Here is a 21,563-nt window from a genome sequence, read left to right as displayed (position 1 = left end):
TGGTTGACCAGCTTTCAAATTCTCTGCGCTGTAAACCCTTCTGGGTCGTCCCTCATCTTCGGAAAAGTTCATATCTAGAACTCCGGGTCTGTGTGGGCCGCGAGCCTGGTGAGGGATCTCGCGACAGGCTTCAAACCGGAGATGGCGGCACACCAGGGCGGGAGAAGGTTCGAGGAGTCTTAAAAGAACCTCCACCAGGGCTTTTTTGCCTCCGGATGGTTGCCCTCCTCATCGGTCGAATCTGGATGCAAATGGAATCGCGCCAACGGATGGTCCACGGGGGGGACCGGTGGAAGCAGCTTCGACAACGCAAACTCCGCATATTTGTCATCTTCACTGTCGAAAATCTCATAGCCACCGAGCATGAAGGCGGCCGCAAGTTCGTTGGCAGCCATTTCAGGGTCCCCTAGTTCCAAGGCCACCTGTCCCCGCCGCATGCGAACGAAGGGATTGTCAAGCCAACCTCTGAGCTGCGCCAGCTTCTGGAAAGCTTCGGCAGCACCATTCAGATCGCCCCGAATGAAAGCGGTGTCTCCGATGGCGACCTGGATCCACGTCGCCGCATACCAACGTTCGACCGGCTCGGGCAGCAAGCTGTAGGCCTCTTGAAAAGTGCAAATGGCCTCATCATCTTGTTCTGCCTCCGCGAGCTCATTGCCCCTCAGGCAAAGAGCATCGACTTTTTGAGCGATGTCGGATGGAAGATCGTCACCGCGGGATTCGATTGATGATGGATGCATCGTGGTGACAGAATGGGATTGCAGCTTCCAGACACGACAGGAGGATCAACGAGGAAGATTTTTTTGGGAACCAACCTTTGGCACAGCTCATGAGCCGTGCCGGTTGGATGCCCCCTACTCCATCTTCTCCTTGAGCCGCCGCATCAACTCCGTATTGCCCTCCAGCTCCTCCAGAATGAGCGTCAGCACCTTGAGCGTGCTCTTGCTGATGTGGTGCTCCATGCCTTCCACATCGCGATGCACGGTCTCCGCATCCAGTCCGAATCCCGCGAGGAGGCGGGTGAGCACATCGTGGCGCTTGGCGATGGCCTGGCCGACCCGACGGCCCTCGGCAGTGAGCGTGACGCCGCGGTAGCGCTCATAGACGAGGTACCCCTCCGCATCCAGCTTCTGGATCATGTTCGTCACGCTGGCCTGGGAGATCCCCAAGTTCTGGGCAATGTCCACCACCCGGGCGTAGCCTTTGCTTTCAATGAGGTTGTGGATCTGCTCCAGATAGTCCTCGATGGCTCGGGACTGACCATTGGAAGATCGGACGGGGCGGGGGTCTGACATGGTCCCGGAAACCTAGCAGTGAAGTGGAATCAGTGAAACCGAAAAGGCTGTAGTCCGAGGAAGCAATCTTAGTCTGGCCTAAAATTTCTTGTTGACGTGAAGTTGCTCTCGGTAAAGTTAGGCCGGACTAAGATTTATAGACAAGCCAAAGCCTTCTGTGTGCGCAATACGACTCATGAAACTCAATCCACCCGCTTTTCTCCCTGCTCTCCTGTTCACCAGTTTCACGGCCTCTTCCGTGCTGGCGGGCGTTCCCTCCGTTCCTGCGTCTGCGCTCGTCACAAACGGCCAGGCCAAACCCCTGCGGGAGATGAGCACGGACCGTCCGGACAAGACGGAGAGTGCCTACACGGTGGATGCCGGGCATCTCCAAATTGAGGCCGATCTCATCACCTGGACCCGGGATCGGGAGCATGGCGTGGCCTACGACGCCCTGGACGTTGCCACGATGAACTTCAAGTTCGGTCTCACGGACTCCATTGATTTCCAGGTGGTGGTGGCGAGCTACCACTACGAGCGCACCCGCGCCGACAGGGTCCGGAGCACGGACGAAGGCTTCGGCGACCTGACCCTGCGGACGAAGTTCAATGTCTGGGGCAACGATGGAGGTCGCACCGCGCTGGCGATCATGCCCGTTGTCACCCTCCCCACCGCCAGCGGAGACTACGGCGTGGCGGATGCCGAGGCTGGCATCATCGTTCCGCTCGCCGTCGAGCTGGCGAAAGGTTGGGCGCTTGGGCTGATGACAGAGCTGGATGTCGTGAACGACGAGGACGGCAGCGGCCACACGGTTCACGTAGTGAATTCCATCACCGTGGGTCACGACCTGACGGAGAAGCTCGGGATGTACGTCGAGTTCTTCTCCGAGATCCCTGCTGAAAACACCAGCGAATGGATCGGTACGGTGGACGTAGGCTTCACCTATGCGGTCACGGAGAACCTGCGACTCGATGCAGGGGTGAATGTGGGGGTGACTGACACGGCAGATGATCTGAACCCTTTCCTCGGCATTTCCATGAGGTTCTAGCCTCGCCCTCCAGGCCTACTTTTCGGTTCAACTGGCATCTTCCTTTCTTCCCAACCCGCTCTCCATAAAATCTGACATGACCTATCGCCGCCACTTTATCACCACCTTGACCCTCTCGGCGTTTGCCGCCGTCGGCATCACCGCGTGCGGGCCGCCGTCATCCAGCGGAGGTTCCGGAAAATCTGGCCCCAAGCGCATCCTGACCACGTTCACCATCATTCAGGACATGGCGCAGAATGTGGCGGGTGAGGCGGCGATCGTGGAGTCCATCACCAAGCCGGGTGCCGAGATTCATGACTATGAGCCCACGCCGCTGGACCTGGTGAAGGCGCAGCATGTGGATCTGGTGTTGTGGAACGGCATGGGCCTGGAACGCTGGTTTGAGAAGTTTTTCCATGAAGTGAAGGGCGTGCCCAGTGCCGTGCTGACGGAGGGCATCGAGCCTGTCGGGATCGGTGAGGGACCTTACTCTGGCAAGCCCAATCCGCACTCCTGGATGTCGCCGGCCAATGCCGTGATCTATGTGGAAAACATCCGCAAAGCGCTGGTCAAACTGGACCCCGCCAATGAAGCGACCTACAACACCAACGCCGCCGCTTACACGGCCAAGATCAAGGCTGTGGATGAGCCGGTTCGTCAGAAGCTGGCGACCATCCCTGCGGAGCAGCGCTGGCTGGTGAGCTGTGAGGGTGCCTTCTCCTACCTGACCCGGAACTACGGCCTCAAGGAGCTTTATCTCTGGCCCATCAATGCGGATCAGGAAGGCACGCCCCAGCAGGTGCAGAAGGTGGTGGACAGTGTCCGGTCCAACAAGATTCCGGTGGTCTTTTCCGAGAGCACTATCAGCGACAAGGCCATGCTTCAGGTGGCGAAGGAGACGGGGGCCAAATACGGCGGCGTTCTCTATGTGGACTCGCTGACCAACGATGACGGCCCTGCCCCAACATATCTTCAATTGCTCCAAACCAATGCCGACACTATTGTACAAGGCTTTGCCGGACGGTGAGAGCGGTGAGTCGCCGTCGCTCCGGCGGGGTGTCCCCTCCCCAGAACGCCCAATGTCCGACGCCTCCACGCCGCTTTCGATTGAGGTCACCGATGTCACGGTGGCGTACACCAACGGCAACGTGGCCCTGCGGGACACCACCTTCAGCCTGCACTCTGGCACCGTCTGCGCCCTGGTAGGCGTGAATGGCAGCGGGAAGAGCACCCTGTTCAAGGTGATCATGGGTTTCCTGAAGCCCGCCAAAGGCACCGTACGCATCGGGGGGCGGCCGGTGAAGGAGGCCCAGAAGCGCAATCTGGTGGCCTACGTGCCCCAGAGTGAGGAGGTGGACTGGACCTTCCCCGTGAGCGTGTGGGATGTGGTCATGATGGGCCGGTACGGCTCCATGAATTTCCTGCGCATCCCGCGGGAGGAAGACCGGCGTATCGTGCGGGAGAGTCTGGAACGCGTGGGCATGTCGGAATACAAGGACCGCCAGATTGGCGAGCTCTCCGGCGGGCAGAAGAAGCGTGTCTTCCTGGCCCGGGCTCTGGCGCAGCGCGGCCGGATCATGCTGCTGGACGAGCCTTTCACCGGTGTGGATGTAAAGACGGAGACGGCCATCATCGATCTCCTGGAGGAGCTGCGTGAGGACGGGCACATCATCCTGGTTTCCACCCACAACCTCGGCAGCGTGCCGGAGTTTTGTGACCGCGTGGTGCTCGTGAACCGCACGGTGCTGGCGTCCGGTCCTACGGCGGAGATCTTCACAGAGGAAAACCTGGCCAAGGCCTTTGGCGGCGTGTTGCGGCACTTCAAGTTTGACCACACGGACCTCCCGGGGTCCGCGAGGAATGAAGTTCTCCTGCTCTCCGATGATGAGCGGCCCCTGCTCCTCGGTCAGGATGGTGCTCCCAAGCGCAGCGGCGTGGGCACCAAAACCGGTCCACTGGCGGAGGATTCGCGGAAATGATGGAGAGCCTGCTCGTCCCGTTTCAGTACGAGTACATGGTGAAGGCCATTCTTTTGAGTGGCCTCATCGGGGCCGTGTGTGCCTTTCTTTCGTGCTTCATCACGCTGAAGGGCTGGTCGCTCATGGGGGATGCCCTCTCTCATGCCATCGTGCCTGGAGTGGCCGTGGCTTCCATTTTGGGCCTGCCCTTCTCCCTGGGGGCGTTTGTGGCTGGTCTGCTGGCTGCTGTGGGCATGGGTTGGGTGAAGCATCGCTCCCGGTTGCGGGAGGACGCCGTGATCGGCGTCGTGTTCACCACTTGGTTTGCGCTGGGGGTGCTGCTGCTTTCGATGTTTCCCAGCTCGATCAATCTGCGCACCATCATATTTGGCAACATCCTGGGCATCTCAGACCGGGACATTGTCCAGGTGGTCTGCATTGCCGGCCTCTCGCTGGGAGTGCTGTTGGTGAAGTGGCGGGACCTTCTGGTGTATTGCTTTGATGCCAGCCACGCCCGCAGTCTGGGGATGAACACCACCTTTCTCCATTTTCTCCTGCTGGCATTGCTTTCCGCCACGGCGGTCGCCGCCATGCAGACGGTCGGTGCCGTGCTCGTGGTGGCCATGCTGGTTACCCCTGGGGCCACGGCCTATTTGCTGACAGACCGGTTCGGCCGCATGATTCTCCTGGCCACCGGCATGGGCCTTTTCTGCGGTGTTGCAGGGGCATATGCCAGTTACTTTCTGGATGGCTCCACCGGGGGGTGCATTGTGGTGCTCCAGACGGTGCTCTTCCTCCTGGCCCTGGTGCTGGCCCCCAAGCATGGGCTGCTCGCGGCCAGACTCCGTCGCCGGGAAGCCCGGGCTGTCGCGGGTGCGCTGGCACCTTCTACCCCCAAAGGCCCGCAGCCTCCCTCGTCCTCCATTTCCGTGTAAATCTGATCTGTCCATGCACTGGCTCGAACCTTTCCGCTACTCTTTCATGGTGGATGCCATGCTCATCGGAGCCCTGGTGGGCACGGTGTGTGCCGTGCTGTCCTGTTACCTGGTGCTAAAGGGCTGGTCCCTCATGGGGGATGCCATCTCCCACGCCGTGCTGCCTGGTGTGGTGGGGGCTTATCTGCTTGGACTGCCGTTGGCCGTCGGTGCCTTTGTCACCGGCCTCTTCTGCGCCACCGCCACCGGCTGGGTGAAGGCCAACACCCGCATCAAGGAAGACACCGTGATGGGCATCATCTTCACCGGACTTTTCGCCCTGGGACTGGTGATGTTCACGAAGGTGCAGACGGACATACACCTGAACCATATCCTCTTTGGCAACATCCTGGGCATTGAGCGCAGCAGCAAGATCCAGACGCTGGTGGCGGCTGTGTTGACGCTGGGCGTAGTCCTCACTTTGCGAAAGGATCTGCTCTTGTACTGCTTCGATCCCACGCATGCACGTACCATTGGTCTGAACACCCAGGCACTCTACTATGTGCTTCTTGCCCTTCTGGCTGGCACCATCGTGGCCGCCTTGCAGGCCGTGGGCATTCTGCTGGTGGTGGCCATGCTCATCACACCGGGCTGCATTGCCCACCTGTTGACGGATCGCTTTGACCGCATGTTGATTGTCGCGGCCCTCTCATCCGTGATTTCCTGTGTGACCGGTGTGTACGTCAGTTTCTTCCTGAATGCCGCACCCGGTGCCTGCATGGTGCTGGTTCAGGCTCTTATTTTTGCCATTGCTTTTGTGTTTGCGCCCCGTCATGGGCTCCTGGCCTCCCGGCGGGTCAAGGGCTGACGGTGAAGAGCCACCGCCCTATGCCAGCCTGATCTGGACCGGGCCATGAAGCCAAAGCGTGAAGATTGTAGATTGAAGTTTGAGATTTGAAGTTTGCCACCTTCATTGCCTCATGCCCGACCTCTCTCTCTCCGCCACCACCGGTTTCATCTTCGACTGGGACGGCGTCATCATCGACTCTCATGCCCAGCATGAGGAAAGCTGGCAGCTGCTGTTTCAAGAACTCGGCCGCCCCATGCCAGAAGGCTTTTTCAAAGCCACCTTTGGCATGCGCAACCAGCAGATCATTCCCATGTGTTTTGACTTTGTGGCGCCAGACGATCACGCAGAGATCGCCCGCCTGGGTAATCGCAAGGAGGAGCTGTACCGCGAGATTCTGCGTCGGGATGGGATCGTTCCGCTGCCTGGGGTGGTGACGCTTCTGGAAGAGCTGCTCTCCCTGGGCATCCCCACCTCCGTGGGATCCTCCACGCCCCGTTTGAACATTGAGACCATCATGGGCATGACCGGGCTTGATTGTTATTTTCAGCACATTGTCAGCGCGGAGGATGTAACCGTGGGCAAACCCGATCCGCAGGTGTTTCTCAAGGCGGCGGAAAAGCTGGGCCGCCCTCCGGAGCGTTGTGTGGTTTTTGAAGATGCGCATGTCGGCATTGAGGCCGGCAAACGCGCGGGCATGAAGGTGGTGGCAGTGGCCACGACCCATCCGCTGGAAAGCCTGGGCCAGGCAGATGTTGCTTACTCGAACCTCGAGGGTTTGCGCGTGGAGACGATCATCGCAGCCACGGGTCTGTGAAGGTGACGGTGGCAGGAGGGCAGGCCAAGGGTGTTGGGAGATCTTTTAGAATGAGCATCGAATGATGAATAAGGGTTCATGAGCCTCGTCTGATATGACGAACCGCGACGCACAAAACAACGCAACACCGCGGCTCAAAAACCCCAATGAAACTCGTCATCTCATCCCTCGTTGTCGCGCTCACTCTTGCCTTCGCCCCCACTGCGACCTTCGCCGGCGGTCACGGCCACGGCCACGGCGGCCACGGCCACGGCGGCCACGGCCACGGCGGCCATGGACACGGCGGCCATGGACACGGCGGTCACGGCCATGGTGGGCACACCATCTACATTCCGGGCGTTGGCTATGTGGTGATCGGCCGGTGATCTGGGCTGCCCTCCTGTCTCGGCAGGGCCGCCGGGTGGTGGCCTGATGAGAGGCGTGAGTAGTTTACTGAAACCCGCACTGCTTCAGTCTTCCAGCTGCTTCCCTTGAGAAGCCTCCTACCATGAAAATGCTGTTTGTTCCCCTTGCCGTCCTTGTGTTCGCCTGTGGCGCTACCATGGCTGCCTCCACGGTGAGCCCCAACATGCCTGGCGACACCTTCATGCAAAAGCTGCGCCATGTTTGTGGTGTCCGTTTCTGCGGTTGTCACCATCATCATCACTGCCATGACTGGTGCGACCATCGTGGCCGCCACTGGCATTGCCCCGGGCACGATTAAGGTTCGTCATGCCACCGGCCCCGGGGCCGACGTCTCCTCCCGTCCCGGGGCGGGAGATCGCATGAGGAAATAATCGCTGCCCACATCCACCCCGCGGTCCTCCACGGTCCACCCGTGCTTTTCGTAGAATGCCAGGCCGGGGGCATTCGCAACCGGGCATTTTAGCCGCCAGGTTGTTTCCTTGAAGGCAAGGACCTTGCGCATCAGCTCCTCCCCCACTCCGTTCCGCTGGCAATTGGGGTGGACATACAGGTGGTGGATGAAGTCATCCGGCTCCCAGATGGAGATGAACCCCCAGACGGATCCGTCGCTCCCCTCTGCCACCCACATGCGTTCCCCTGCGGTTTCGATGGCAAAGTCCGCAAGTGCGAAGCTGCCGGCGTCCCGCCAGTGAAACGCGTCTTCACGACACGTCACCAGCAATTGTGCCAGCGCCGCCTCGTCCTCGAGGCGTATCGGGCGGATGGAGAAGCTGGGTGGAATTGCAGCGCGACTGTGCATGAGAGGAGTCGAAAACCCATACGACTCCAGCGCGGGATTCTGGACAGACTGCAGCATCAATTTCACATTCTGCCCATCATGACTGAAGAGTCAGGGCACCTGACGCCGCGGCGCTCGACAAGCTTCAGGTCATCTGGCACTTTCCTCCAATGTCAGTGTTAAATGGAGAAGATTTTCTGGAGGCCGGATGGGCCCCCGGACCGCAGATCGGACAAGCCCTTGTCAAAGCCGCCGAGTATGAGGCCAAAGGCATCACGGATCCGGCCTATTTGCTGAAGCTGTTGCGGCGGGATTTCCCGCCCACAGCGCCCAAGATGACCATGCGGGATGTTGCCGCTCCGCTGGCGGAAGCCATCGAGGCCACGTGCCCCGAGGACGAGCGGAATATCAAATCCGTGCGTCGCTTCATGACAGAGCTGCTGCAAACACCGGTGGTGACTCGCGGAGCGGTCATGCCAGACGCTTGTCCCGCCGGGTCCGTGCCTGCGACCATCCCGGTGGGAGGTGCCGTGGCCGTCCAGAACGCCATCATCCCCAGTGCCCACAGCGCAGACATCTGCTGCTCCATGCACGCCACCTTTTTCCAGTGCGGAAAGGGAGTGACGGCAATGCTGGATGATCTCATGGCTTCCACCCGCTTTGGCATGGGAGGGCGGCGGCCGGAGAACTACGTGCCGCATGCCGTGAATCATGAGAATGTCTGGCAGAATCCATTTTTGCAGGGGTTGCGGGAAGACGCGCTCAAGCACATGGCCGACCAGGGCGATGGCAATCACTTCGCCTATCTGGGCAGGATCCGGATCTCCCATGAGGCTCGCCAGCAACTGCGAGCGGCCGGACATGTGGTTCTGGCGGACTCGCTGGAAGGGCATGATGAAAGCCTGGTGCTGGTCACGCACCATGGGTCCCGCGGGCTCGGGGCCAAGGTGTACGCCCGTGGGCAGAAGGCGGCGCTGGCTCACGTCAAGCGTCATGCCGCCGACATCCCCGCTCCGGCGGCATGGCTGGACTACGGCACGCAGGAGGGGCGTGACTATTGGGAGGCGCTGCAATACGTGTCCCGCTGGACCAAGGCCAATCACGAGAGCATCCACGCAAGGTTCTTGGAAAGAACGGGTGGCGTGGCCGTGGCCGCCTTTGGCAATGAGCACAATTTTGTCTGGAAACGCGGTGACATCTTCCTTCACGGCAAGGGGGCGACCCCGGCCTGGAAAGATGAGGCCGGTCGCCCGCTGCTGGGGCTCATTCCGCTGAACATGGCCAGCCCCATCCTCGTCGTGCTGGGCCGCGACAACGAGGAGTACCTTTCGTTCTGTCCACATGGCGCGGGGAGGAATCTGTCCCGCTCCGCGATGATGCGGAAGTATCGCAATGATGAAGGCGAGCTTGATGCCAGCCGCGTGCAGCAGGCCCTGGAGCACAGCACCCGAGGCATCGAGGTGCGTTGGTTTTATGGGAAACCGGATTTGTCCGAGTCACCACTCGGCTACAAGCCCGCGGCACAGGTGAAAGCGCAGATTGAGCAGTTTGGGCTCGCGGATGTGGTGGCGGAGATCGAGCCCCTCGGCTCCATCATGGCTGGCGACTCCGGGCCTCCTCCGTGGATTCGCCGCAAGGAGGAACTCACGCCCAAGCAGCTCCGTGCCATCGAGCACCGTGCCGACCGTCGGAAGGAACGGCAGCGCTTGCGGGATCTGGATGATGGCGGGAATGTGGATGCGGAGGCGGATGAGGAGGGATAGGAGAGACGCCAGACCGGTGGTGAATTGAGACACTGTCGGCGCATCCACTTCGAGAAAGAGCTTAAAATGCTCTCCTCCCCGACAAACAAACAAGTCACCTGATCTTGGCTCACCTGACCGCCCCCGCTCAACTCGCTGAAACCCCTTCAATATCCGCCGTCTCCGCACTCGCAGACCCTGCTCCCCCTGGAACCACAGGCACTCCGGGGAGGTTGACGGTGAAGAAGGAGCCTTCGCCAGTTTCACTTTTTAAGGCAATGGTCCCGCCCATCAGCTGGACAAGCTGGCGGGAAATGCTAAGGCCCAGCCCCGCGCCGCGACCGGCTGCATGCTCAGTCCCTTGTTCATAGTCGCGGAAGATGCGCTTCTGATCTTTCTCGGAGATACCCATGCCGGTGTCGGAAACGCGGAACTGCAGATCAAACCTGGGATGGGTCCCCGCCACGCGGGTGCCAAAAGCTTCCAGGGCGATGCTGCCTTCTTGGGTGAACTTGAGCGCGTTGGAGACGAGGTTGTCCAGCACCTGTTTCATTCGTTCTGCATCGAGCTCCAGCAGCGCGGGAACCTCTGGCGAAGTGCGGCAGATGAAGGCGAGGCCCTTTTCGCGGATCGCGCCCTCATGCACCAGGGCGACTTCGTGCAGGACATCCCGCACGCTCACCGGCCCCGGGTCCAGTTTCAATCTGCCCACCTCCATGTGAGAGAGGTCGAGCAGGTCGTTCACCAAGCGCAGCAGTGCTCGCCCACTGGCTTGGATGGCCTCCAGGCACTCCCGTCCCGTTTTGCCGTCGGGGTTCTTTGCCAGGAGTTCGGCATGGCCAATGATGGAGGTCAGGGGACTGCGGATCTCATGACTGACGTGGGCAAGAAAGCGGCTCTTCTTCAGTGCGGTATGTTCCACCCGCGCCTTGTCGAGCTCCAACACGGCGGCTCTCAGGGCGGCCTTTTGGGCGCGCTTCATGAGGAACAAGCCCGCAGTTGCGGTAATAATGGCCATCACCCCGCTGCCTATGGATGTGAGGTTGAGCAGGTGCAGATGCCACCTCGCACGGGCGTTGCGCCTGTCGAAAAGCAATTGTTCTCTGGCCAGCCCTTCATCCATCCTGGCCTGCAGGGCGCGGCTCAGGCCCCGCCCTTCGTCCACCATCGGGATCACTGACCGCGGATCCACGGCATTGCCCCGTTGTGTCACCATCAGGTCAAACGCGGCAAATCGGGACTCTGCCAGTTCCCGCACCCGGGCCAGAAGGTTCTGCTGCACGGGATTGTCCCGCGTCATTTCCTGAATCCTCCTCAGTTCCACCAGGGCGTCTGCCCGGCTCTGCCCCATGAGTGCCAGGCTCACGGTATCGCCGGCCAGGGCATACCCCCGGGCGGTGGATTCCGTCTCGCTCAATAGGGCACGCAGGCGAAGGAACCGGGCCATGACCTCATCAGTTTGGAGCACGCTGGTGATGTTCTGTTCCGTGAGACGGGTGCTGCGAATATTGGTGGCCAGGGTCACCAGCAGCAGAACTGCCGCGATGGTGAACAGCCAGCGGTGCCAGGAGCGGATCATGGGTACGAGGTGAAACGGGGTTGGTGAAGACAGCGGGCGAGGCCCGATTGGAGGCAAGTGCAGTCACTTCCAAACAAAAATCCCGGCAGCATGGCTGGCATGCGGCCGGGATCACATCTTACTGTCCTTTAGAGAGACAGGTGGCGCGCTGCCCCACTGATTCGAGGCTGCGCGCCGGAATGGACTTGCAAATCAGTTGGCGGCGTCCTTCACGGCGTCCTTGGCGTCTTTGGCCGCATCCTTCACACCATCGGCTGCGTCTTTGGCCGCGTCTTTGAGGTCCTCGCCAGCGTCCTTGGCTTTCTCGTTTTCACGCATATCGAGACCGTCTTTTACTGCTTCGGTGGCGGAGCGGGGCTTCTCTTCACAACTGGTGAACAGGAGGGCAGAAGCACCCGTGAAGAAAAGGGCGACGGCAATCATCAGGCTGGATTTCATATCGTATTTCATAGAAGGAGGGGTGTGGTTTGTAGTGGATGTTTTTGTTCTGATCTGGCCTTAGGTTTTGGGGGAAAGGGGGAATCGCGGATCAAATGGGACTTTGTTCGTCTTCTCGTTTTCAATCAGATCATGACCGGCGACCACTCAGAGCGAGCACACCTGTCAGAATGAGATAGATACCCACCACGTAGTTCAGCAGTGCGGGAAAGATCAGCACGCAAATGCCGGCAATGATGGAGACGATGGGATGGAAAAGAGTCGATTTCATGGAAGGGGGCACGCCGTTGACGCGCTTCTGCCTTCCCTCTCTTGCAGGTTCGGTTCCAACGTGAAATGATGTTGGTAAACCGCTCTGAATGAGCTATTTAGCTCTCGACTTGAATCTTGATGCTTTGCCTGTTTTCATGCAAACTGCATGTCAATACAGGCAAGATACTTGCTTTTTGCATCTGTTTCCAAATTCCGGCAGAGTGCCTGCCGGACCAGAGGCCCCCTCCTGGAGCCAGCTAGCTACACGCGGAGCATGTCCTTCACGACCTGGCACCACAGGAAGAAGCAGCCTCTCCATGAATAGCGGAATTGCTCACCTTCTGTGCGCACGATGACGCCAGCATCGAGATTATGGGAGACCTGTTGCACGAGATCATCCTCGATGACTGAGTGCAGATTTTCAGGATCCTGCGCTTCCGTTTTGTCCGTGGTAATGCCATGGCGTGCCAAAAAGGCACCGTGAGACAGCAGCATGTCTTCGAAGGTTTCCGCGTCGTCGCAACGGTTCATCCGTTGGCGTGGAGACAGCTTCATGGTGAAGCTGAAGGGGTAGTTTGTCGTCACCAGCGTTTCTCCATCCGCTGTGCGCGTCGTCAGGCTGGCGTGAGAGAAGATAAAAGCCTCCTGTTGGGCGACGCTGATCGTGGCCTGGAGCTTTTTTTCCTCGCTGTAAAAGAGTCGGACGAAGTGGTCGGTCTCATCCCACTTCCAGCCAGCGTCATCCGTCTTGCTGAAGCCGGCTTCTTCCACCTCATTGGTGATTTCGTCCAGGTCCGGAAAAACCTCCCGGGACGGAGGGAAGCGATGCTTCACATGGCTGTGAATGGGGAAGCGAAGTTTGCGCACCCGGCCGACGATCTCCACCCAGGGGAACAAGAACCAGAGCGCCAGTGCCAGCCCGCCCCACACATGACTGCCCGTGAGGAAATAGGCAGCCAGATAGCTGGCCACCAGCACCGCCACCCAACCCGCCTTGTTCAGGTAGCGATTGTGAAACGTGCGGCATGCGTAGGCAAAAATCAGCAGGCCAATGATGAGAAGAAACTTGGACATGAAAGCGGTTTGGGAGAAACGAACCTACAATTAAAACACGGAATGCGTGAAAAGCAAACCGCAGGCCCTTTGGCTTGGGCCGCAAAACAAGCCAGGGCAGCCGTATGGCTGCCCTGTGCGGGGGTTTTGATCTAGAAATGTTGATTGGGGCCTGCTGCCCACGTTGGCTAAAGAAAGGCCGTCAGGGAGCTGTTCTTCGACCGGTGACCAGCGAGATCAGGAAGAAGACCAGAAAGATAAAGAAGCAGATTTTGGCGACCCCGGCAGCGGCACCAGCGATGCCACCAAAACCGAGCACGGCCGCGATCAGAGCAACTACCAAGAATGTAACAGTCCAGGAAAGCATGGCGGTATGGGTTTGATTTGTTGGCCGGTCAGCCGTCATCCACCCGGATGATCACGTTCCAGCATGCATCCCAGAATCGCATAAGGCATGCCGAGAGCCGATTGGCTTGCGCAAGCAGTTGATGATGAGTGAGATGGGCGCTGCGTTGTTCTCTGTGGATGTTCCCCCAAGCCATGCAATTTGCCCACTTCTCCACTCTTGGGAGGCAATCCGCACTGTGCGAAAGTGCTTCTCCAGCACCCTGCGGCAGGAATCGGCCGGACTATTTACCTTCTGCTTCCACTTCGACCTTCAAGGTGTAGATCCGCACACCAGAGCGGAGCACCTCGTATGACTTTCCGGGTGTTACTCGCAGGGTGCCCGAGGCTCTCTCATTCAGATAGTGAACTCCGTTTGCCGTGATCCCTTTTTGAAGGGCCTTCACGATGTCGGGAGTGGGAAAACTCAGGTTGAGCGTGTAGCTCAGCTCCAGCCTACCCTCTGTAGGATCACCGAGGAAGCCTGAGAATTCCATGTTCTGGAGCAGACCTGCATCGCCTGGAACGGGAATCACATTGCTCAGGCTGATCTGCTTGGAAGAGGTGAGGACCGATGATTCGGCTTTTTCGGGGGCGATGCCGGTGATGGTTAGCGTCACCCGGTAATTTTCCGCCAGCACACTGCTGGGATCAGGCTGGCCAGTCTGGATTCCTCGGGGGAAGGCGAGTCTTCGGGAACCTTGCGACAGCTGCTCAGGGGCCTTCACGGGCAGTGAGGGCGAGTCCTGCGCATGGGTGTGGGAGAAAATGGCCGACGTCAGCGTGAGGGCGAGGATCAATCTTTGGGCGGGAGAATTCATGGAAAGTAGAATCTGGGATGCCGCCTTATGACAAGGCTAACGAAGGGTTTATTCAAGGAATTGCCGAACCAACGATAAATTTTTTCCACGGCAGCCAATTCTTCGCTTTTGAAGAGAGGGATGATTGCGGTTGGCCCTGCTCCGCATCATGGGGTCACTTCACCACCATCTGGGTGAACGGCCACACGTAGGCTTGCAGGAAGACCAGTACCCCGACCAGCGAAGCCAGCACCAGGCTGTGCCAGAAGACGCGGCGGAGAATGGCTCCCTCCTGGCCAAACACCTGCGCGGCGGTGCTCGCTACGACGATGCTCTGGGCATCCACCATCTTGCCCATGACGCCGCCCACGCTGTTGGCAGAGGCCATGAGCACCGGGCTCACCCCCACCTGCTGGGCTGTGATGGTTTGCAGGGAGCCAAAGAGCACGTTCGACGCAGTGTCCGACCCGGTGAGCGCCACGCCCAGCCAGCCCAGCAGCGTGCCGAAGAACGGGTAAAGCCAACCCGTCTTTGCCAGGGCAAGACCCAGCGTGGCGTCGGCCCCGGAGTACTTTGTCACGAAGCCCAATGCCAGCATGCAGGCGATGGTGATGAGCGAGAGCCGGATCTTGATGATGGTGCGCAGCCAGATCTGCAGCATGCGCAGCGGGCTGAATCCCATGACGAGACCTGAGACCAGGGCGGCCAGGAGGATGGCAGTGCCGGTGGTGGACAGCGCGTTCAGCTTGAACAGGGCTGCCTCAGGCTTTGCGACCGGGGTTTCAGGAACCACGGGAGGCACGCGGAGAATCTCGTTGTGCAAGCCGGGCACCGGAAGATCGCGGCTGAAGACGGCATCCAGGCTGTCCTTAATGCCTGGCTGGCTCCAGACAAACACCATCCCCGTCAGGATGAGCCAGGGCATCCAGGCCCGCTTTCGCAGGCGGGCACCGGTATCGGCCACGCTCTGCACATGCGCGCTGGTGGGAGCTTCGGCGGGCTGCCAGAAGCGCAGCAGCACGGCCATGGCTCCCATGGCAAAGATCGCCGACACAATGTCCACCAGCATGGGACCGTGATAGTTGGACATGATGAACTGCATGAAGGCGAACGAGACCCCGGCAGTCAGCGCCGCTGGCCAGGCGCGTCGCAGCGCTGGCCGTCCCCCATGCACGGCGATGATCCACGCCGGGATGATCGCTGAGAAAAAAGGCAGCTGCCGCCCTGCCATCTGCGAAAGCGTGAGTTCACCCAGGCCTGTGACCTTGTTCAGCGTGATGATCGGAATGCCCAGTGAGCCAAAGGCGACCGGGGCAGTGTTGGCGATCAAGGAAAGCACGCAGGCCTCCAGAGGCCGGAATCCCAACTGGATGAGCAGGGCCGAGGTCACGGCGACGGGTGCACCAAAGCCCGCTATGCCCTCAAAGAAGGCCCCAAAGCAAAAAGCCACCAGGATGAGCTGGATGCCGGGGTCTGGCGCGATGCGGGTGAAGAGGTTGCGTAGTTCATCGAACCAGCCCTTCTCCACCGTCATCTGGTACAGGAAGATCAGGTTCAGGATCATCCATCCCACGGGCAGCAGGCCAAAGGCCGCCCCATAGCCCGCGGCGGCGGCGGCGGCGGGCAGAGGCATGTGAAATCCGGCCACGGCCACGATCAATGCCACGATGAGGGCCACGACCGCCGCGAGGTGGATGCGAAGTTTCCCGGAGGCGATCAGCCCGAGCAGGACCCCCACGGGGATGGCGGCGACCAGGGTGGAGAGGGAGGGGTTGCCAAAGGGGTCGTAATTCTGAAGCCAGGGCATGGAGGTGGAGAAGGTGGGCAGAGCGTGAGGCCAAGACGCGACGGCTTGCGCCAAACTTGCAAAGAAGCCCCAGCGCGTGATGGACAAAATGATCCTGTCAGACTCCAGGCCGGTTTGGCAAGAATGAGGACCGTCCCCCGTTCCTTTTCCAGCCTGCCCCATCATGCCCCCGCCTTCTCCTTCTTCTCCTCGAACTTGCTTTCGGCCGATCCTTGCCCTGGTGTTGGCTGGACTTGCGATCCAAGGTCATGCTGATCCTCCTCCACCCGCGCTACAGGGCCTGTGGCTCATGGGGCAGTCATTGTGCGAGGGCTCAGAGTCCCTGCCCCTGGTCACCACCACCCCGTCTCCATGGGGAAACTGGATGTTTCAGCGGGGAGTGCGTACATGGGCGTCCGGATCGTGGGCGGCCAGGCCTGAGGGGCGTCCGGCGGGGGACTTTGTTCTGGTGCCCCTGCGGGCATCCATGAACGGAGGCACTGGTGAAACCATCGCCAATGGCCTGGCAGATCACTTGAAGGCAACGCTTCCTGGAGCGGCCTCCCAGCCGGGGCAGGACCCTCATTATCTGGTGGCGTATGCCGGCCAGGGCGGCCGGGGGATTGAGGAATTGTCTATCGCGGATCAGTCGGCAGATCCCCGCACGCCGCAGGTCAAACAGCACGGTGGCGGCTACTACGCCACCAGTCTGGACGATGCTCGACGAGCGGTGGTCCAGGCCAAAGCCCGGGGCCAGGACTTTGCCATCACTGCCTTGGTCTGGATGCAGGGGGAGGCCAATGGCGGTCCCACCGGCGGGGTCGTGCCCTGCCGCTGGGAGGCAGAGCTGCCGGCTCCGAAGGGACAGGAATGGTATCGCGACCGGCTGGTGAGTTATCGGAAACAATGGTCGGACGATCTCCGGGCCATCACCGGTCAGGCCGGGGAGATTCCCCTGTTCACTTACCAGACGCTGGGGGCTGCTGGGCACGCCCAGTTGATGGCCGCCGACCTGGAGCCGCATCTGTACATGGTGGGGCCTCATTACATGGTGCCCAGTGCCATCAACAGCCGCTATGCCAACCGTCATGGAGATGGCATCCACCTCGCGGCAGACGGGGAGCGCTGGTACGGAGAGCAGATCGCCAAGGTGGTGCGCCGTGTCTTGATTGAGAAGGAAGACTGGCAACCGCTGCGTCCCAAGCGGGCAGCGCTGGAGGAGGGGCGCACCAGCGTGCGGGTGGAGTTCACAGTGCCGCGCCCGCCGCTGGTGCTGGATGAGACCTGTCTGCCACGGCAGCAATCGACCGCTGGAAAGCCGGGCACGTTTAGTTCACTGGCGGGCTTCCAGCTTCGCAACCAATCGGGGGCGGTCATTGCACTTGAGGCCGCAAAATTGTCATCCGCTACGCAAGTCCGGCTCAAGTTGGCGGCTCCGTTGCCTCCGGGCGACCAGATCAAGGTCAGCTACGGCGTCCCCTATTTTGGAGCGGTCGGCCGCATCACGGCCGTGCGATTGATTCCGACGGTGGAAGGGCAGCCTGCTACCACGGAACTGGTGGTAGCTCCGGAGGGCTCATTGATCTCGCTGAGGTTGGCCGAAGGCACCTGTTACATCGCGAACCAAGCCCCGGCCGCCGCCGCCACCCGGGCTCCCATCCGGGATCTTCGGGAGGAGGATGGGAAGATCGTGATCCGGATTGAGAACCGTGAACTTCGCAACCAGGTGCCTTTTCTTGAAGGGCAGACGCTGGTGGCCCACCGTGCGTTTTCTTACGGCAACCTGCGGGATTCCGATCCCGAGAAGGCGGTCTATGCCTTCGGGGATCGGGGGTATGGGACGCGTGCCGGACAGCCCTATCCCCTGTGGAACTGGTGTGTGCTGTTCAACTCGTTCCTGGTGGATGAGTTGTCACCGTGAACCGGGGGCCGGAATGCGGTCAATCGCTGGCAGGTTCGGTCCCTTCAATCAGCACCTCGTTCTCCACGTAGCTGAACTTTACCCCTGCCAGTTGGGTGATGTAGTTCAGTGCTTCATGCAGGGGGATTTGTATGAAATCTACCGACATCCTGGTTTGTCTCTCGCGCTCGGACAGGTGCGTCACCGTTATCTTGAGCGGCCTCTTCTCCGGTGATGCCTCAACGATCTTGAGGCGTATGGCGGAGACCGCTTCCTGCAGGGTCGCCATGCGGAGTTTCAGCTCCGGGAGCACCGTGCGTTCTGCCAGATCGTGTATTTCTGTGGGATTGCCTTTGCTGAAGTCTTCCGCTGGTGCCGCAAGTCCGCGAATCTGCACCATGGTCAGGAGCGTCAGGCACAGAACTCCCCCTGTGGAGATCTTGAACCAGGTGCTGCGGCTCACGGGTTGGTGGTTTACCCGGGGATTCAGGATGGCAGTGATGCGTTGCTCCAGAGTGGAAGGGCGTGCCAAGGCCAGCGCGGTGCCCAGGCGCTGACGTGCCACGGCCAAGGTGCGTGCGGCTTCCACCAGTTGGTGGGCATAAGTGTCGGCGGGGGTGCCTTTGAGGAGAACGTGATCATCACAGGCCTGTTCCTGGGCGGTACGCCACGCCCTGGCGGCGATCCATACCAGAGGATTGGGCCAGTAGAATGCCTGCACCACTGTGGCGAGGAGACGGGAAAAGGCATCGCGGTTTCGGATGTGCCCCAGTTCGTGCAGCAGGGCGGCCTCAAGCCGAACCTCAGCCCAGTCGGACGAGGAGGTCGGCAGCGCAATCACGGGCCTGCGAATGCCCCATGTGACGGGCACAGCCAAGGTGGGACCATGGCGCAGGCGGACACGACGTGAGATGCCGAGGGAGGTGGCCAGGTGCTTGCACATGCGTCCTTGCCGCGACTTGGGCGTGAGATGCGTGGTTTGTCGCGCCAGCTTTCTCAACTGCCGGCCGGAGATGAAACGACGCATCAGCAAGACCCCGGCACCGGCCATCCAGATGACGATCCACGTGACCCCGGGCCTGGATTCTTCCAGGGTCTCCATCATGGAACGCCCTCCATAGAGGTTGTTCGCCGCGTCCAACTCCGCCGGTGTGTTGAAGATCGACTGTTCTCGAGACGGAGGCGGAGCCATTTCAGCCACGGTCAGACACCATGGAGGTTCGAAGTAATAAGTCAGGGGAAGCAGGGCCAGAAGCAGGAATCCCACCCGCCATGCGGCACTGCGCGTGCCTGCGGAAGCACGGCGAAAGGCAGCGAACAAAGCAAACACGACAATCAATATGGCACTGCTGCGCAGCCCAAGGTCAATCATGAGGAGGGTGATAGCGTTCATGGCTCTATTGAGGATGTGATTCCGACGTGAAAGGGTGTTGATCTCAAGATGCCCGCGGCCCAGCGTCCGGCTTCCCCGCTTTTTTGATGATGTCCTCCAGTCGTTTCAACTCATTGCTGGAGAGGCTGCCGTCCTTGTCATCGACGAAGGCGGCAACCGCATCGGCCAGGGACCCACCGAAGAATGTCTTCACCACCTGCTGGAGTGCCGAGCGGCTCGCCGTCTGCGGGGCCTCGACCGGTTCGTACACATAACGTCCGCCTTCCTCCCGATGCTTGAGATGGCCCTTCTCCTCCAGAATGCGCAGCAGGGCGCGGATGGCGGAGTAGCTCGGTGCATCGGGAATCCCTGCTTCCACTTCGGCCGCCGAGGCGGAGCCTTTGACCAATATGAGTTCCATGATCTGCCGCTCGCGCCGGCTGAGCTCATGCAATTTTCGCTTCATGCTAATTTTTTAGCATCCGAAGCTCTCGGCTGTCTAGATGGAAATGCTAAAAATTTAGCAGGGCACTTCTTCACGCCGATTTGTCCAACATGGCGGTATGGGGGACTCTAGAGAACAAGCAAGCGCCCGTCGCCATCGCATTCTCACTGCTTCTGCCATGTCTGAATTCACTTCTCCCCTTTCCTCCACAGAAAACGGCCGCCGTACCTTTTTGCGCTCCGCTCTGACCGGGGCGGCCACCTTGGCTTCCTCATCCTGGCTCGGGGCGGTGTCGGCACCGGTCTCGGAGCAGCCCAAGGCGGGCGTCTTTCCGGAGCCTGCACAAGATCTGCCTCTTGGGGAGGATGTGGATGTCATCGTCTGTGGTGCCGGTCCGGCGGGGATTGCGGCCGCGTTAGCGGCTGCCCGTTCGGGGGCGAAGACCCGCCTCATCGAGATTCACGGCTGCCTGGGCGGGGTGTGGACCGCCGGATTGCTCACCTACATTTTTGACTTCAACAAACCCGGACTTGCCAAGGAGATCATCCGCCGGCTGGACGAGCGGGATGCCCGCCGCAGCACGCTGCCAGACCAGTTTGTGTATGAACCTGAGGAGATGAAGGTCCTGCTGGAAGAGATGTGTGTGGAGGCAGGGGTGAAGATCCACCTGCACACCCGCCTCGCCGCCGCCTACCGGGACGGGCGGAAGCTCACCACGGTGATCACGGAGTCGAAGTCCGGTCGCCAGGCCTGGCGCGCCCCAGTTTTCATTGATGCCACGGGAGATGGTGACCTCGGTGCCATGGCCCGTTGTGGCTGGGATATCGGCCAGGGCGGGGCGGAGTGCCCGTGTCAGCCCATGACGCTGAACACCCTGGCCGTGGTGAAGGATGCGGCAGCGCTCAAGAACTATATTTCCTTTTACCAAGTCACGCCGGAGAATCGCAAGGGCATGTGGGACTGGCACCATCAGGCCACAGAGGGCTTCAAGAATGAGATCATCCGGGCCGGATTCAAACCCTCCTATGGCATGCCCACGCTCTTCCAGGTGCGGGACAACCTGGTGATGGTGATGATCAATCACGAATATGGCATCAAGGCCTTTGACGCCCCGGCGATCACCGAGGCCACCATCCGCGCCCGTGCGGAGGTGTTCAAGGTCGTGCGCGGCCTGCGCAAGCTCGGCGGGCCCTGGGAAGGCATGCAGATTGTGGCCACTCCGGAACAGATCGGCGTGCGCGATGGCCGGCGCATCCACGGACGTTATACCGTGAACCGCGACGATCTGGCCACGGGCGCACGACATGATGATGCCGTGACCCGGGCCACGTTTGGCGTGGACATCCACGCCCATGACAAGGAGGCCAATGACAAGAAGGCCATCATCCACGCCGACTTCAAGTTCCACCCCTATGACATCCCCCTGCGGGCTTTGATCGCGAAAGACGTGGACGGCCTGCTCATGGCCGGCCGCTGCATCAGCGGGGATTTCACCGCCCATGCGAGCTATCGCGTCACGGGGAACTCCGTTGCCATGGGCGAGGCGGCAGGTGCCACGGCGGCAGTGGCTGCCAGGACCAGGCGTCCTCCGCACGAAGTGGCATGGAGCGAAGTCAGGGCGGTGATGGAGGGGTTGCTGAAGGAGGTGTAGTGCAGTCATGCTGCGCATCCAACACCTGATCCTGCGCAACAGGCTTCCGGTGCGCGCGGGATCCGCCGCCTGGCGTCCGCTTGTAATGTGCTGGAACCCTTCGCTCGTCAGCATCGCCCAGATCTCTGCTCCGCTGACGTC

23 protein-coding genes are annotated in these 21,563 nt (G+C 60.5%); 10 read left to right on the top strand and 13 right to left on the bottom strand.

Translation table 11 applies throughout. The features are described from left to right. Nucleotides 1-179: 179 nt before the first annotated feature. Complete coding sequence (locus tag VSP_RS38645; RefSeq protein ID WP_009966140.1) at nt 180-740, bottom strand: tetratricopeptide repeat protein; 561 nt, start codon at nt 738-740, stop codon at nt 180-182. A 114-nt stretch (nt 741-854) separates the two neighbouring features. Next, entirely contained in the window at nt 855-1,295 is a 441-nt protein-coding gene (gene mntR, locus VSP_RS33025; protein WP_009966139.1) for a transcriptional regulator MntR, read from the bottom strand. Between the two features lie 175 nt (nt 1,296-1,470). Here mntR and VSP_RS38640 point away from each other — a divergent pair, with 175 nt between their 5' ends. From VSP_RS38640 to VSP_RS32995, 6 genes are all read left to right on the top strand, one after another. Further along, nucleotides 1,471-2,322, top strand: a complete 852-nt coding sequence (locus tag VSP_RS38640) for a transporter (RefSeq protein ID WP_009966138.1) — start codon at nt 1,471-1,473, stop codon at nt 2,320-2,322. A gap of 76 nt (nt 2,323-2,398) precedes the next feature. Continuing rightward, entirely contained in the window at nt 2,399-3,328 is a 930-nt protein-coding gene (locus VSP_RS33015; RefSeq protein ID WP_009966136.1) for a metal ABC transporter substrate-binding protein, read from the top strand. 52 nt (nt 3,329-3,380) lie between these two features. Further along, the gene (locus VSP_RS33010) at nt 3,381-4,280 is read left to right on the top strand and encodes a manganese/iron ABC transporter ATP-binding protein (protein ID WP_009966135.1); all 900 of its coding nucleotides are present in this window, start codon (nt 3,381-3,383) and stop codon (nt 4,278-4,280) included. Continuing rightward, entirely contained in the window at nt 4,277-5,194 is a 918-nt protein-coding gene (locus tag VSP_RS33005; RefSeq protein WP_009966132.1) for a metal ABC transporter permease, read from the top strand. Before VSP_RS33010 ends, VSP_RS33005 begins: the two co-directional genes overlap by 4 nt. Before the next feature lie 13 nt (nt 5,195-5,207). Next, nucleotides 5,208-6,041 (top strand): metal ABC transporter permease, encoded by an 834-nt coding sequence (locus VSP_RS33000; protein WP_009966130.1) that lies wholly within the window; start codon nt 5,208-5,210, stop codon nt 6,039-6,041. 112 nt (nt 6,042-6,153) lie between these two features. Next, nucleotides 6,154-6,837, top strand: coding sequence for an HAD family hydrolase (locus VSP_RS32995; protein ID WP_009966129.1), 684 nt, complete (start codon nt 6,154-6,156; stop codon nt 6,835-6,837). 161 nt (nt 6,838-6,998) lie between these two features. Here VSP_RS32995 and VSP_RS43290 read toward each other — a convergent pair whose 3' ends face one another. After that, nucleotides 6,999-7,148 (bottom strand): hypothetical protein, encoded by a 150-nt coding sequence (locus VSP_RS43290; protein ID WP_009966128.1) that lies wholly within the window; start codon nt 7,146-7,148, stop codon nt 6,999-7,001. A gap of 176 nt (nt 7,149-7,324) precedes the next feature. On the opposite strand from VSP_RS43290, the gene VSP_RS42860 reads away from it, so the two are divergent. Then, nucleotides 7,325-7,540, top strand: coding sequence for a hypothetical protein (locus VSP_RS42860; protein WP_157211189.1), 216 nt, complete (start codon nt 7,325-7,327; stop codon nt 7,538-7,540). A gap of 6 nt (nt 7,541-7,546) precedes the next feature. On the opposite strand, the gene VSP_RS38635 is transcribed toward VSP_RS42860, so the two are convergent. Next, a complete protein-coding gene (locus VSP_RS38635) occupies nt 7,547-8,041 on the bottom strand; it encodes a GNAT family N-acetyltransferase (protein WP_044135293.1) in 495 nt (164 codons plus the stop codon). Between the two features lie 149 nt (nt 8,042-8,190). Here VSP_RS38635 and VSP_RS32975 point away from each other — a divergent pair, with 149 nt between their 5' ends. Continuing rightward, entirely contained in the window at nt 8,191-9,783 is a 1,593-nt protein-coding gene (locus VSP_RS32975) for an RtcB family protein (RefSeq protein WP_009966123.1), read from the top strand. A gap of 127 nt (nt 9,784-9,910) precedes the next feature. On the opposite strand, the gene VSP_RS32970 is transcribed toward VSP_RS32975, so the two are convergent. The 7 genes from VSP_RS32970 to VSP_RS32935 all read right to left on the bottom strand — a co-directional run bounded on the left by VSP_RS32970 (nt 9,911) and on the right by VSP_RS32935 (nt 16,075). Beyond that, nucleotides 9,911-11,341, bottom strand: coding sequence for a sensor histidine kinase (locus tag VSP_RS32970; protein WP_009966122.1), 1,431 nt, complete (start codon nt 11,339-11,341; stop codon nt 9,911-9,913). 192 nt (nt 11,342-11,533) lie between these two features. Next, nucleotides 11,534-11,791: a hypothetical protein gene (locus tag VSP_RS44080; protein ID WP_198141279.1), complete on the bottom strand. Its 258-nt coding sequence runs from the start codon at nt 11,789-11,791 to the stop codon at nt 11,534-11,536. A 118-nt stretch (nt 11,792-11,909) separates the two neighbouring features. After that, the gene (locus tag VSP_RS41685) at nt 11,910-12,050 is read right to left on the bottom strand and encodes a DUF3096 domain-containing protein (RefSeq protein ID WP_009966119.1); all 141 of its coding nucleotides are present in this window, start codon (nt 12,048-12,050) and stop codon (nt 11,910-11,912) included. Between the two features lie 242 nt (nt 12,051-12,292). After that, nucleotides 12,293-13,105, bottom strand: a complete 813-nt coding sequence (locus tag VSP_RS32955) for a hypothetical protein (protein WP_009966118.1) — start codon at nt 13,103-13,105, stop codon at nt 12,293-12,295. Between the two features lie 181 nt (nt 13,106-13,286). Further along, a complete protein-coding gene (locus VSP_RS32950; RefSeq protein ID WP_009966117.1) occupies nt 13,287-13,451 on the bottom strand; it encodes a DUF1328 family protein in 165 nt (54 codons plus the stop codon). Between the two features lie 262 nt (nt 13,452-13,713). Then, a complete protein-coding gene (locus VSP_RS32940; protein WP_029190940.1) occupies nt 13,714-14,289 on the bottom strand; it encodes a hypothetical protein in 576 nt (191 codons plus the stop codon). A 154-nt stretch (nt 14,290-14,443) separates the two neighbouring features. Next, a complete protein-coding gene (locus VSP_RS32935; protein ID WP_009966114.1) occupies nt 14,444-16,075 on the bottom strand; it encodes an L-lactate permease in 1,632 nt (543 codons plus the stop codon). 163 nt (nt 16,076-16,238) lie between these two features. Between VSP_RS32935 and VSP_RS32930 the strand changes: the two genes are divergently transcribed. Then, a complete protein-coding gene (locus VSP_RS32930; RefSeq protein WP_198141278.1) occupies nt 16,239-17,975 on the top strand; it encodes a phosphate ABC transporter substrate-binding protein in 1,737 nt (578 codons plus the stop codon). A gap of 19 nt (nt 17,976-17,994) precedes the next feature. Here the strand turns inward: VSP_RS32930 and VSP_RS32925 are convergent, their stop codons facing one another. Together VSP_RS32925 and VSP_RS32920 are read right to left on the bottom strand one after the other, a co-directional pair. Beyond that, nucleotides 17,995-19,347, bottom strand: coding sequence for a M56 family metallopeptidase (locus VSP_RS32925; RefSeq protein WP_009966112.1), 1,353 nt, complete (start codon nt 19,345-19,347; stop codon nt 17,995-17,997). A 43-nt stretch (nt 19,348-19,390) separates the two neighbouring features. Beyond that, entirely contained in the window at nt 19,391-19,792 is a 402-nt protein-coding gene (locus tag VSP_RS32920) for a BlaI/MecI/CopY family transcriptional regulator (RefSeq protein WP_009966111.1), read from the bottom strand. 157 nt (nt 19,793-19,949) lie between these two features. On the opposite strand from VSP_RS32920, the gene VSP_RS32915 reads away from it, so the two are divergent. Further along, nucleotides 19,950-21,422, top strand: coding sequence for an FAD-dependent oxidoreductase (locus VSP_RS32915; protein WP_009966110.1), 1,473 nt, complete (start codon nt 19,950-19,952; stop codon nt 21,420-21,422). The last annotated feature ends 141 nt before the right edge of the window (nt 21,423-21,563 follow it).

It is taken from the genome of Verrucomicrobium spinosum DSM 4136 = JCM 18804, from assembly GCF_000172155.1.
Classification (GTDB): Bacteria; Verrucomicrobiota; Verrucomicrobiia; order Verrucomicrobiales; family Verrucomicrobiaceae; genus Verrucomicrobium; species Verrucomicrobium spinosum.
The sequence above is the reverse complement of the archived record's forward strand: the minus strand, read 5'-3'. Positions and strand labels throughout refer to the sequence as shown.